Origin of the sequence: Curtobacterium sp. RIT-PI-V (assembly GCF_025642935.1) — a bacterium.
Classification (GTDB): domain Bacteria; phylum Actinomycetota; class Actinomycetes; order Actinomycetales; family Microbacteriaceae; genus Curtobacterium.
This window is the reverse complement of record NZ_JANZKM010000033.1, coordinates 22324-34261: the sequence shown is the minus strand read 5'-3', so window position 1 is coordinate 34261 and position 11938 is coordinate 22324. Positions and strand designations below refer to the sequence as shown.

General features: G+C 71.0%; 12 protein-coding genes. 5 read left to right on the top strand and 7 right to left on the bottom strand.

What is annotated here, in order from left to right; translation table 11 throughout:
• Positions 1-68: 68 nt before the first annotated feature.
• Both OGL88_RS16015 and OGL88_RS16010 read right to left on the bottom strand, forming a co-directional pair.
• Entirely contained in the window at positions 69-671 is a 603-nt protein-coding gene (locus OGL88_RS16015) for a J-domain-containing protein (protein WP_263092099.1), read from the bottom strand.
• Positions 672-684: 13 nt separating this feature from the next.
• Positions 685-2514, bottom strand: coding sequence for a glycoside hydrolase family 15 protein (locus OGL88_RS16010; RefSeq protein ID WP_263092098.1), 1830 nt, complete (start codon positions 2512-2514; stop codon positions 685-687).
• A gap of 566 nt (positions 2515-3080) precedes the next feature.
• On the opposite strand from OGL88_RS16010, the gene OGL88_RS16005 reads away from it, so the two are divergent.
• The 5 genes from OGL88_RS16005 (at position 3081) to OGL88_RS15985 (ending at position 7908) form a co-directional block, all read left to right on the top strand.
• A complete protein-coding gene (locus OGL88_RS16005) occupies positions 3081-4247 on the top strand; it encodes an RtcB family protein (protein WP_263092097.1) in 1167 nt (388 codons plus the stop codon).
• 1 nt (position 4248) lies between these two features.
• Positions 4249-4866 (top strand): DUF6226 family protein, encoded by a 618-nt coding sequence (locus OGL88_RS16000; protein ID WP_263092096.1) that lies wholly within the window; start codon positions 4249-4251, stop codon positions 4864-4866.
• A gap of 120 nt (positions 4867-4986) precedes the next feature.
• Positions 4987-5820, top strand: a complete 834-nt coding sequence (locus OGL88_RS15995) for a DUF1206 domain-containing protein (protein ID WP_263092095.1) — start codon at positions 4987-4989, stop codon at positions 5818-5820.
• Between the two features lie 61 nt (positions 5821-5881).
• Positions 5882-6757, top strand: a complete 876-nt coding sequence (locus OGL88_RS15990) for an SMP-30/gluconolactonase/LRE family protein (protein ID WP_263092094.1) — start codon at positions 5882-5884, stop codon at positions 6755-6757.
• Between the two features lie 71 nt (positions 6758-6828).
• Positions 6829-7908, top strand: coding sequence for an alpha/beta fold hydrolase (locus OGL88_RS15985; protein WP_263092093.1), 1080 nt, complete (start codon positions 6829-6831; stop codon positions 7906-7908).
• Positions 7909-8007: 99 nt separating this feature from the next.
• Here OGL88_RS15985 and OGL88_RS15980 read toward each other — a convergent pair whose 3' ends face one another.
• The 5 genes from OGL88_RS15980 to OGL88_RS15960 all read right to left on the bottom strand — a co-directional run bounded on the left by OGL88_RS15980 (position 8008) and on the right by OGL88_RS15960 (position 11862).
• On the bottom strand, positions 8008-9201 hold the full coding sequence (locus tag OGL88_RS15980; RefSeq protein WP_263092092.1) for an NAD(P)/FAD-dependent oxidoreductase: 1194 nt from the start codon (positions 9199-9201) through the stop codon (positions 8008-8010).
• 14 nt (positions 9202-9215) lie between these two features.
• On the bottom strand, positions 9216-10016 hold the full coding sequence (locus tag OGL88_RS15975; RefSeq protein ID WP_263092091.1) for an SDR family NAD(P)-dependent oxidoreductase: 801 nt from the start codon (positions 10014-10016) through the stop codon (positions 9216-9218).
• Between the two features lie 8 nt (positions 10017-10024).
• Positions 10025-10531 carry a Dps family protein gene (locus tag OGL88_RS15970; RefSeq protein WP_111086918.1) on the bottom strand — a complete coding sequence of 169 codons (507 nt, stop codon included), beginning with the start codon at positions 10529-10531 and terminating at the stop codon, positions 10025-10027.
• A 108-nt stretch (positions 10532-10639) separates the two neighbouring features.
• Positions 10640-11152 carry a MarR family winged helix-turn-helix transcriptional regulator gene (locus tag OGL88_RS15965; protein ID WP_111086917.1) on the bottom strand — a complete coding sequence of 171 codons (513 nt, stop codon included), beginning with the start codon at positions 11150-11152 and terminating at the stop codon, positions 10640-10642.
• 152 nt (positions 11153-11304) lie between these two features.
• Entirely contained in the window at positions 11305-11862 is a 558-nt protein-coding gene (locus tag OGL88_RS15960; RefSeq protein WP_263092090.1) for an NADPH-dependent FMN reductase, read from the bottom strand.
• Positions 11863-11938 lie beyond the last annotated feature (76 nt).

The following is an 11938-nucleotide window of genomic DNA, read 5'->3' as shown; positions in this document are numbered from 1 at the left end:
GCACCAACGCACCACCGCACCACAAGAGAAGGGCCGCCCCGGGCAACCGGGACGGCCCTTCACCACGTTCAGCGACGCCGGCGCCACCACCTGCGACGTCCGTCGTCAGACCCGGCTGCCAGTGCAGCCGCAGCCGCTGCGGCCTCGGCGAGACGGGCCTCCCGGCGGTCACGCCACGCGACGACCTCGTCGTCGACGTCCCGCAGCGGCGTCACGACCGGCGGCCCACCGAGCAGCTGGCGTCGGGCTTCCTTCACCCGGGCGTTGAAGTCCACCAGGACGTCGCGGACGTCGGCCTCTGTCGACAGTGCGTCGAGGGCATCGTCGAGTTCCGCGTCCTCGGTGCGGAGTGCGAGGGCGGGCGGAGCGATGCCGCGGATGTCCTCACGTTCGATCTTGGAGCGGATCCACCAGTCCGGGTCGTGCTGCCCGTCGTTCCCGGGCAGGGGCTTGCCGTGGTACGGATTGCCCTCGAAGACGCCGCGGCGCTCGGCCTCCTCGATCTGCGCCCGAGCGTGAGCAGCGACGTCGGCCGCCTGCAGCAGTCGGCGTTCCTCGCGCACTTCGTCCGGATCGAGCGACCCCCGCTCGATCTCACTGTCGACCAGCTGCTGGTAGCGGTAGCGAGCGGCCCTGCGGAGCCGGTCCATCCGTGCATCGACGTCGTTCATGACCCCTCCATGATCACTCCGAGCGGTCGTCCTCGCCAGTCAGTTCCTCGATGGTCAGCGCTGCCTGGATGAGCGCCAGGTGCGACAGCCCCTGGGGGAGGTTGCCCATGAAGGAGCCGTCCTCGCTGATCATCTCGCTGAACAGCCCGACGTCGTTCGCCTGGCCGACCATCTCGTCCATCAGGGACCGTGCGTCGTCGATCCGGCCCGTGCAGGCCATCGCAGCAGCGAGCCAGAACGAGCACGCGACGAAGGGTGACTCCTCGTCCTCGATGCCCGAGTAGCGGTACACCAGCGGCCCGCGCTGCAGGTGCTCCTCGATCGCCCGGATGGTCGACGCCATGCGCGGGCCGCGGTCGAAGGAGCTCATCGCGTGCAGCAGGATCGACGTGTCGAGCGCATCCGAGCCCGGGTACATCACGTAGTGACCGCGTTCCTCGTCCCAGCCGTGCTCGGCGACCCACTGCTCGATGAGCTCGCGGTTCTCGATCCACTTCTCGCGCGGTCCGTCGATCATGCCGGCGTCGTGGAGGTCCACTGCGGCGTCGAGTGCCTGCCAGCAGCCGATCTTGCTCGTGACGTAGTGCTGGGTGTCCTCGAGCTCCCACATGCCCGAGTCCGCCTCCTCCCACCGGTGGCAGGCGTCGTCGGCGAGTTGCTGCAGGACGGCCGCGGTCTTCCGGTCCAGGACGTTGCCGGCGGCGACGTACTGGCGCAGGATCTCGAAGACGTCGCCCCAGACCCCGAGCTGCAGCTGGTCGCCGGCGCGGTTGCCCACCGTGACCGGGCCGATGCCGTTCCACCCGGGGACGTCGCGCTCCTCGACGTCGTCGCTCTTCGTGCCGTCGAGCTCGTAGAAGATCGGCATGTCCTCGTCGTGCTCGGCGATGGTGCGCATCACCCACGACACCGCCGCGTGGGTCTCCTCGCGCAGGCCGAACCGGGTCAGGGCGTGCACGGTGTACGACAGGTCGCGCACCCAGGCGAACCGGTAGTCCCAGTTCTTGCCGCCGGTCCGGTCCTCGGGCAGGCTCGTGGTCGGCGCTGCTGCGATCGCTCCGGTCGGCGAGAAGATGAGCAGCTTCAGGGCGAGGGCGCTGCGCTGCACCGCTTCGGCCCACGGGCCGTCGTAGGAGAACTCCTCCGACCAGGTTGCCCAGTTGTCGATCGTGCGGTCCATCGCGGCGAGTGCGCTCTCCGGCCGCGGCATGAAGATCGGCTCGTCGTGCGTGCCGACGATGGTCAGGATGTGCTTCGATCCGTCGCCGGTGGTGAACCGGCCGGAGAAGCGTGGGCGGTCGTCGTCCACCGGGTCGAACCCCTGCTCGACGATCGCGATCGTGATGCCGTCGATGCCGATGACGGCGCCGTTCGCGGTGTCGAGGCGCTTCGGTTCAGCGGTGTTCAGCAGGGTGCCGGGCACCACCGCCCACTCGAACTCCACCGAGCCGCTGACCCCCTGGACGCAGCGCGCGACTTCGGCCCACGGCAGGCGGCCGGCGACGCCGGTGACCATCGCGTCCGTCACGGTCACCCGCCCGGACGGTGTCGTCCACGTCGTGACGAGCACGTTGGTGCCGGGCAGGTACTCGCGGGTGACCTCGGCCGACCGGTCCACCGGCCGGAGCGCTACGTGGCCGCCGTGTTCGCCGTCGAGGATCTGCGCGAACACGGGCGGTGAGTCCATCGAGGGGATCGGCAGCCAGTCGATCTGCCCGTCGCGGGCGATGAGCGCGACGGTCCGGCCGTCGCCGATCGCGCCGTAGGTGCGGAGCGGGGCGTACCCGTCGGTGCGTGCGTGGGTGTCGACCGCGTCGAGGGTGTCTTCGGTGCGCTCCGTCATGCACCCAGACTGCCCTGGCCCGAGGCACGACCATCAGGCGGACGTACCCCGCTGTGGAGGACACGGAACGGGCCCACAGCTGTGCACGACCCGCGACACGCCCGGGTGAGTTGCGCACCCCGGGCGTGTCGCACTACTGTCGCTCTCCTGCCCATCCGCAGGACGCCAGCGGCATCAACGTCGTCGGCAGGACGCCAGCGGCATCAACGCCGCCGGCAGGAACGCCAGCGGCATCAACGCCGCCGGCAGGAACGCCCGCCCCGGGCACACCGGAAGGACCGCGCATGCGCGCCGTGCAGCACAACGAGGAGCGCGTCGAGCTCCAGCTCGACGCGACCGCCGTGCTGCCCGAACCGCAGCAGCAGTGGTCCCTCCGCTATCCCGCGTAGGCACGGAACGTCCCACGACGCCCCGTGCCCACCCGGCCCGGGGCGTTCGTCGTCCTGCTCATCCTCGCCACGTCGCGCTCGACGTCGCCCGGAGCGCAGGCCGGACACCGTCCGGACCGTCATCGAAGACCGTCCAGACGACCGTCCAGACGACCGTCCTGAAAGCGAGACGAAGCAATGAAGAAGATCAACGACCGGCTGCTGAGTTGGGCCTCGATGCTCGAGGACAACACCGAGCAGCAGGCCCGCACGACCGCACGCATGCCGTTCGTGTTCCCGCACCTGGCCCTGATGCCCGACGCCCACCTCGGCCTCGGCGCCACCGTCGGTTCCGTCATCCCGACGCTCGGCGCGGTCATGCCGGCTGCCGTCGGCGTCGACATCGGCTGCGGCATGATCGCGGTCCGGACCCAGTTCACCGAGGCCGACCTGCCCGACGACCTGCAGGAGCTGCGCGAGCAGATCGAGCGCGCGATCCCGCTGTCGGCGGGCGCGTCGAACCGCACGATCGTCGCGACCGCCGAGCCGCGGATCGCCGAGCTCGAGGCGATGGCCGACGCCGCCGGGTTCGACCCCGCGCAGGCGCACGGCGGCTGGCGCAACCAGCTCGGCACGCTCGGTTCCGGGAACCACTTCATCGAGGTCTCCCTCGACGAGCAGGACCGGGTCTGGCTCTTCCTGCACTCCGGATCGCGGGGCGTCGGCAACAAGATCGCACAGCGGCACATCACGGTCGCCAAGCGGCTGATGGAGCGCTGGTGGATCCAGCTGGCGGACCCCGACCTGGCCTACCTGGTCGAGGGCACGCCCGAGTTCGACCGGTACATCGCCGAGCTGCGGTGGGCACAGCACTTCGCCCTGCTCAACCGCGAGGAGATGATGGACCGCGTCGTGCGGCAGCTGTCCGAGGTCGTCGGTACCCCCGTCGACGAGCAGGAGCGGATCAACTGCCACCACAACTTCACGCAGCGCGAGATGCACTGGGGGAAGTCCGTGTGGGTGTCCCGCAAGGGAGCGATCCAGGCGACGGCCGGACAGGCCGGGCTGATCCCCGGGTCGATGGGCACAGCGTCGTACGTCGTCGAGGGCCTCGGCAACAAGCCGTCGCTCGAGTCGTCGCCGCACGGTGCCGGCCGGCTGTTCTCGCGGAGCGCCGCACGGCGGACCTTCACGCACGACCAGCTGCGCGAGGCGATGGTCGGCATCGAGTACCGCGACACCGACGCGTTCCTCGACGAGATCCCGGGCGCGTACAAGCCGATCGACCAGGTCATGGCGGATGCGTCGGACCTCGTGTCGATCCGGCACACGCTGCGGCAGGTCGTCAACGTGAAGGGGGACTGACGTGACGGTCGCGACCCTGCCCGACGTCCTGCGCGCCGTCGAGTCCGCGTGGGTGGCGCGGCCCGAGCGTGACGTCTCGTGGCCGGCCCCGCATCCGGACCGCGATCCGTTGGACGAGGAGTACTCCCGCGTCACCGACCCCGAGCGGTACCTCGTGATCGGTGCGCGCGTGGCCGTCTGGGTCGAGGTGCTCGTCGACCTCGGCCTGGCCGAGCGGACCACGCGGCCCGACGGCGTCCTCCGGCTCGTCCCGGCCGTCGACGGCGCGCTGCCGCTCGACGTCGACGTCAGGTCGATGGACGGTCTCCCGGGCACCGCCGTCGACCTCTCCGTCGGCGACCCGGCTGCCGTGGTCGGATCACAGCCGAACTGCGGGTGCGATGCGTGCGACGACGGCTCCGAGACCCTGCTCGAGGCGGTCGACGAGATGTTCGTCGGGATCCTCGGTGGCGGCTTCGTCCTCATCGACTCGAAGCACTCGTGGATCCTCGCGACGGCGGACGGCTGGAGTGCCACGGGCAACACCGGGGACGTCGCTGCGGCGGTCGCCGCAGCGCGGCGCGGCGAGCGCCGTCGGGGGCGGCGCACCCTGGTCGGCGCGGCCTGGTGGGTGCGCTGACGACGGTGCAGACGGGAGGCGCGGATCGGACCCGCCCCGCGCCTCCCGTCTGGTGCCGGGCAGCGTCCACTGCCCGGCGCGGCCCGGACAGACCGGCCCGCGTCGGGCACGCTTGACCGGATGAGCGACACAGCAGAGCACGCAGCACGGGAGACCGGACGACAGGTCCGACGAGCGGCGGACAGCCGCTGGTTCGAGCTGACCGCTCGCGCCGGCTTCGTCGGCAGCGGCATCGTCCACCTGCTGATCGGGTACCTCGCGATCCTGCTCGGCATCGGCAACGCGTCCTCCGGCGGTGAGACCGACCAGTCCGGAGCACTGCAGCAGATCGCCGCCGTTCCGGGCGGGGTCTTCCTGCTCTGGCTGATCGCGATCGGCACGGCAGCACTCACCGTGCGGCTGATCGTCGAGGCCGTCGTCGGCGGCCGGTCGGACAGCACGCGCGGGTGGCTCGCCCGGGCGAAGGACGTCGCGAAGGCCGTTGTCTACGGCATCATCGCGTACTCGTCGGCGTCGTACGCCCTCGGTGCCGGGTCGAGTTCCAGCAGCTCGTCGCAGAGTGCCGCGGCGAAGACCCTCGCGACGCCCGGCGGGGTGTTCGTGCTGCTCCTCGCCGGCGCGATCGCGGTCGCCGTCGGCATCGGGCTCGTGGTGATCGGATGCCGGCGGACGTTCCGGAAGCAGATCACCCGACCGTCCGGTGCCCTCGACCGGGTGGTCACGGTGCTCGGGGTCGTCGGGTACGTCGGCAAGGGCATCGCCGTGGTCATCGTCGGTGTGCTCATCGGTGTGGCCGGACTGCGGAGCGACCCGGACCAGGCGACGGGATTCGACGCGGCATTCGACGCCGTGCGCTCGATGCCCGGCGGCGTGTTCGTCCTGGTCGCGATCGGCATCGGGTTCCTCGCCTTCGGCGTCTACAGCTTCTTCCGCGCGCGGTACGCCCGCCTCTGACGTGCCGGGCGAGCTCAGTCCGTCTGGGGGAGCACGGAGCCGACGCCGGTAGACCGGTCCGATGAGCACCAGCGCGACGACCGGACCCGTGACCGTCTTCTCCGACGCCCGGGCGGTCCTCGCCGAGAGCATCGTGTGGGATCCGTCGGCGCAGCTCCTCCGCTGGACCGACATCACCCTCGGCACCCTCGTCACCGCGCAGTCCGACGGCACCGTGGTGTCGACCGTCCCGCTCCCACCGCCGCTGGCGAGCTTCCAGCCGCGGGCCTCCGGCGGGTTCGTCGCGGCCCTCGGCGACACCGTCGTCGTGACGGACGAGCACGGGGCGATCGAGCGTGAACTCACCCGCGTCGAGCACGCCACGGCCGGGCTCCGGTTCAACGAGGGCAAGTGCGACCCGTTCGGCCGGTTCCTGGTCGGCAGCATGAACCTGACGACGGGCGAGCCGGACGGCGCGCTGTACTCGGTCGAGGCCGACGGCACGACGCGGCTGCTCCGTGGCGGCTTCGGCGTGACGAACGGCTTCGAGTGGTCGGACGACGGCACCGTGATGTACGTCACCGACACGAGCGCATCGACGATCTACCGTGGGTCGTACGGTCCGGACGGCGAACTCGGCGAGCTCGAACCGTTCGTCGTCGGTCACGCCCACGACGGTCTGGTCCGCGACGACGAGGGCTGCTCCTGGAGCGCGATCTACGGCGGCGGCCGGGTGGAGCGGTACGGCCCGGACGGATCGCACCTCGAGACGGTGGAGCTGCCGACCCCGAACGTGACGTCGGTGGCCTTCGGCGGCCCCGACATGTCGACGCTGTTCGTCGCCTCGGCGCGGGAGAACCTCACCGAGGAGCAGCTGGAGCAGCACCCGTCCTCGGGGGCGATCCTGGCCGTGCCGACGCGGGTGCACGGGTTCCCCGCGAACACCTTCAGCGGCTGACCGGGCGGGAGCGCACGCAGCGTCGGGGTCCGCAGGTATCGTGGGCGCTCGCCCGACCCGAGGAGACCCACGTGAACGACGAGCGCACGGCAGCGACCCCGGACCCGGGAGGCGAACTCGCGAAGGCGGAGGACGCCGACGTCACCGTCGAGGTGGACCGGGTCGCGGTCGACGGCACGTACGTCCGCGTGAGTTCGATCGGGGAGCCGGGGGAGCGGGCGTTCCTGCTCGTCGCCGGCCTCGGCATCGCGGCCACCTACTACGAGCGGCTCGCCCCGCACCTCAACGAGAACGGCCCGGTGCACGCCCTCGACCTGCCCGGCTTCGCGGGCGTCCCCCGGTTCCGCGGGAAGGTCTCGATCGAGCGCTACGCCGATGCCGTCGAGAAGGTCATCGACGACCTCGGCCTGGTCGACCCGGTCCTGGTCGGCCACTCGATGGGCACCCAGGTCGTGACCGAGGTCGCGGCGCGTCACCCGGAGATCTCGGACCTCGTGCTCATCAGCCCGGTCGTCGACTCGCACGCGCGCACGGTCCGCCAGTCCGCGTTCCGGTTCCTCCGTTCGACGCTGCACGAGCCCTCGGCGGTCCGCTGGCACGGCATCACGGCGTACGCGCTGTGTGGCTGGCACTGGTTCTCGAAGGTGCTGCCCCGGATGATCGCGTTCCCGATCGAGGAGCGCGCGGCCCACGTGCAGGCGCGCACGCTCATCGTCCGCGGCGAGCACGACGCGATGGTCCCGCGGGACTGGATCCGCCGACTCGCGCGGGTGTTCCCCTACGCGGTGCTGCGCGAGGTCGTCGACGGCGCCCACTCCGTGATGCACGCCCAGGCCGACGCGGTCGCGCAGCTGGCGGTCGCGCACGTCGACCACCGGCTGCCGGACCGCGGGGTCGGTTCGCTGCAGCGGGTGCGCGACGACTCGACGGCCTCGGACCTGTCGCGTCTCAGCCCGAGCGAGGCGTGGATGCTCGTGAAGTCGCGCTTCGTCGAACTGGTCGGCATGGCGAGGAAGGACGACGAGACGCTCGAGGCGGCGAAGTCCGCCCACGCGGTCGCGATGGCCGACGGGGACGACCTGCCGGTCGACCCTGCCGACCGCAAGGCGGTCGTCGACGCGGTCGCACCCGAGGCCGACCCGAACCGCTGACACCGGGTACTGCTCGCGACGCACAGGAGGCCCGGTGCCGGTTCCGTGAACCGGCACCGGGCCTCCCGTCGGTCGCGTCCAGGGCGACCTGTGCGCCGGTCAGGCCGTGATGCGGCCCGGCAGCATGTCGGGCGTCAGCGCGTGCGCCTCGGCGAGGACCTTGCGGGCCTCGTCGGTCTTGTCCCACACGTTCCAGAGCAGCACGCCGCGCACGAGGTCGTCGTCGTCCAGGTAGTAGACGACGCCGGTGACGGTCGGGTCCTGCCAGTCCTCGACGGTGCGGAGCTTCGTGGAGACCTGCCCCACCGCTTCGTACCCCATGTCGAAGACGTCGGAGTAGAACATCGGCGTGTGGTCGTAGGTCTCGTCGGCGTCGGCGAGGTTCCGACCGGCCTGGCGACCCTGCTGCTGCGCGTTGTCGACGTGCTCGACCCGGCGGGTCCCGAGGATCCGGTCCGGGTACTCGGCGACGTCGCCGGCCGCGAAGACCGAGTCGTCGTCGGTGAGCAGCGTCGACGAGACGACGATGCCGTCGCGGACGGTCAGGCCGGCGTCGGCGGCGAGCTGGGTGGCGGGCTCGATGCCGAGTCCGGCGACCACGGCGTCCGCCTCGAGCACGGAGCCGTCGTCGAGCGCGAGCGTGACCCCGTCGGCCGTCTGCGTGCCGGACTCGACCCGGCGGCCGAGTCGGAGGTCCACGCCGGCGTCGACGAAACGCTGCTGGAAGGCACGGGCGAGGTCGTCCGGGAACATCCGTCCGCCCACGACCTCGTCCGGGTCGACCAGGGTGACGCGGGCGCCGTTCTGCACGACCCCGGCGGTGATCTCCTGGCCGATGTAGCCGCCACCGACGACGACCACGTGCGCCCCGGCGTCGGCGAGCTCGCGGAGCTTCCGGTAGTCGTCGGCGCTGCGGTAGTCGAGCACGCGGTCCGAGGGCTCCAGACCGGGCAACCCGCGGGGCTTGCCGCCGGTCGCGATGAGCAGCCGCTCGTAGCCGTGGGTCTGGCCGTCGGCCGTGGTCACGGTCTTCGCGGCACGGTCGATCCCCGTCACCGCGGTCCCGAGGACGAACGACGCCCCGGTCTCCTCGGTGTGCAGGTCGACCTTCTCGTCCCAGCTGAAGTCCGGGTCGGTCCACAGCTTCTTCGACAGGGCCGGGCGGGCGTAGGGCCGGTCGACGTCCTCGCTGAGGATGCCGATCGTGCCGTCGGCGTCGAGCTCGCGGACACCGCGGGCGGCGGCGTCGGCGACCATCCCGCCGCCGATGATGAGGTATCGGTAGTCGGTCACGGTGCCTCCTGGCGTCAGATCGTGGCGACCGAGCCGGAGTCGACCCGGTAGTTGGAGCCGTTGACGAAGCTCGCCAGGTCGGAGCAGAGGAACGCGATGACGTTCGCGACCTCTTCCGGCTCACCGCGGCGCTTCAGCTCCATGTAGGGACGTTCCTCGTCGAGGAAGCTCGTGATCGCGTCGTCGAAGCTCTGGTTCGTCTCCTTCGCCCGCTTGTTCATCATCGCGTCCGTCATGGGCGTGTGGATGAAGGCGGGGCTGACGGTGTTCACGAGCACGCCCTCCTGCGCGTAGGTGCGCGACAGGCCCTTCGCGAACGACAGGACCCCGGCCTTCGCGGCGCAGTAGGGCAGTTCGTCGTCGTAGGGCTGCGAGGCGTCCTCGGACACGAGGTACACGATCCGGCCCCAACCGCCCTGCCGCAGGTCGCTGATGAACTCGCGCGTGATGCGGACAGGACCCATCAGGTCGACGTCGATGGTGTCGGCCCAGCCCTGCTCGTCGATCTCGTGGAACAGCCCTTGCGCGCCGGTGACGCCCGAGGACTGCACCAGGATGTCGATCGCGCCGACGGCGTCCCGCACCTTGCCGTGCAGGTCCGCCAGGCTCGCCGCGCTCGTGACGTCGGCGGCGAACGCGTGCAGTCTGCCGAGCGGCGCCTCGAGTTGATCGGCGCTGTTGTCGAGCTGCGCCTGGTCGAGGTCACTCACGACCACGGTCGCACCCTCTGCCAGGAGGATGCGAGCCGTGTTCCAGCCGATGCCGGAGTCGGCACCGAAGACGAGAGCGGTCTTGCCCTGGATGCCGAGGTCCACGGGGCCCGCTAGGCGTGCGCCGAGGCGTCGGCGACGGCAGGCGTCGTGGCGGAGGCCAGCGGCGTGCTCGGTGCGCGGTTCTCGGCCGAGACCATCCACGCGAGCTGCTCGAGGCGCTCGATGAAGCCGTGGAGCAGGTCCGCGGTCGTCGGGTCCTCTTCGTCGACCTCGTCGTGCACGTCGCGCATGGTGCCGGTCGCCTGGTAGAGGCGGAGCGTCACCTGGTCGATGGCGTCGTGCGTCGTGATCTCGCCGTCGGGGAACTGGTCGAGGTGGCTCGACGCCGCGACCGTGCTCGAGCGTCCGTCCGGCACGGCGTACAGGGCGCGCATGCGCTCGGCCGTGTCGTCGGCGAACTCGCGTGCGGCGTCGACGATCTCGTCGAGCTGCAGGTGCAGGTCGCGGAAGTTCGTGCCGAGGATGTTCCAGTGGGCCTGCTTGCCCTGGAGGTGCAGGTCGATGAGGTCCACGAGGACCGCCTGGAGGTTCTTGGCCATCTTGTCCGAAGCGTGCATGATGGTGGCTCCTTTCGCGTCGGTGACCCTTCTGGTCTACGCGGTGCGGCCGAGACCACTCTCAGTGCGCACGGAACTGCACTGTCCCCCGGGGCGTGCTCGCGGCGGTCAGTGCGCCGGTGCCGGGTCGACCTGGTCGACGGCGCCGCGCATCTGCTCGAGGAACGACGCGACGATGCGGGCCTCGGACGCGGGCAGTCCCTCGGCGATCGACATCATCCTGCGGTGCATGATGCCGAGGGTCGCGCGGACCTCGTCGTCGGTCTCGGTCGTCGGGGTGATCACGAGCGCTCGACGGTCGGTGGGGTGCGGGTCGCGGCGAACGTGGTTCGACTTCACCAGGCGGTCGATCAGGATCGTGGTCGAGGCCGACGAGATCTTCAGGTAGGCGGCGAGGTCCTTGGGGCTGACGCTGCGGCCCGAGCGCTGCGACTGCAGCAGGAACCGCACGGCGAGCAGGTCGGTCTCGCCCATGCCCATCGAGTCGCGGGTGCGGCGGCGCATCGCGGTCTCGGCGGCCCGGTAGCGACGCAGGGCGTTGAGCACGGCGACCCCGCGCTGGGTCGCGTCGTCGTCGGGGAACCAGTACCCGGACGCCTCGGTGATCTCCTGCGTTGCCATTGCCACAGGCTAGTCCGTCTCGTATGGAGGCCGTCTAGCGAATTCCTGTGGGTGTGCCTGTTCCGTTCGCGCGTGCAGGACGGGAGGCCCGTGGCGGGGTCGCCACGGGCCTCCCGTCCGTCCTGTGGTGCGGTCGACCGCACCCGGTCGCTCTACGCGGCGGCCTGCTCGGTCGATGCGTCGGCGAGCGCGTTCAGCGCGCCCTGGACGAGCGAGGTGACCTCGGCGTCCTCGCGCGGGTGGGTCTCCGCGAAGCGGACGACCGACTGCGGGATCGCGACCTTGACGTCCTCGAGCACCTTCGCGCCGGCGATGCCGGCGACCTTGCGGGCGTCGTCGTGGGCCCACACGCCGCCGTACTGCCCGAACGCGGAACCGATGGCGGCGAGCGGCTTGCCGGACAGCGGCGAGGCGCCGAACGGACGCGATGCCCAGTCGAGGGCGTTCTTCAGCACGGCCGGGATCGTGCCGTTGTACTCGGGGGTGACGAGCAGGACGGCGTCCGTGGCGGCGATCGCGTCGCGGAAGGCGACGGCTGCGGCCGGCGGGGTGTCGCCGTCGATGTCCTCGTTGTAGAACGGCAGGTCGACGATGCCGTCGAACGTGGTGACCTCGATGCCCTCCGGCGCGTGGTGTGCCGCGGCCTCGGCGAGCTTGCGGTTGATGGAGTCGGCACGGAGGCTGCCGACGAGTGCGAGGACGTTCGTCATGGTGATCCTTCTGGTTCGAGACGTTGTTCTGGGACGGAAAGGTGTCTGCGACAACCAATCCGAGCGTACGGCGTGC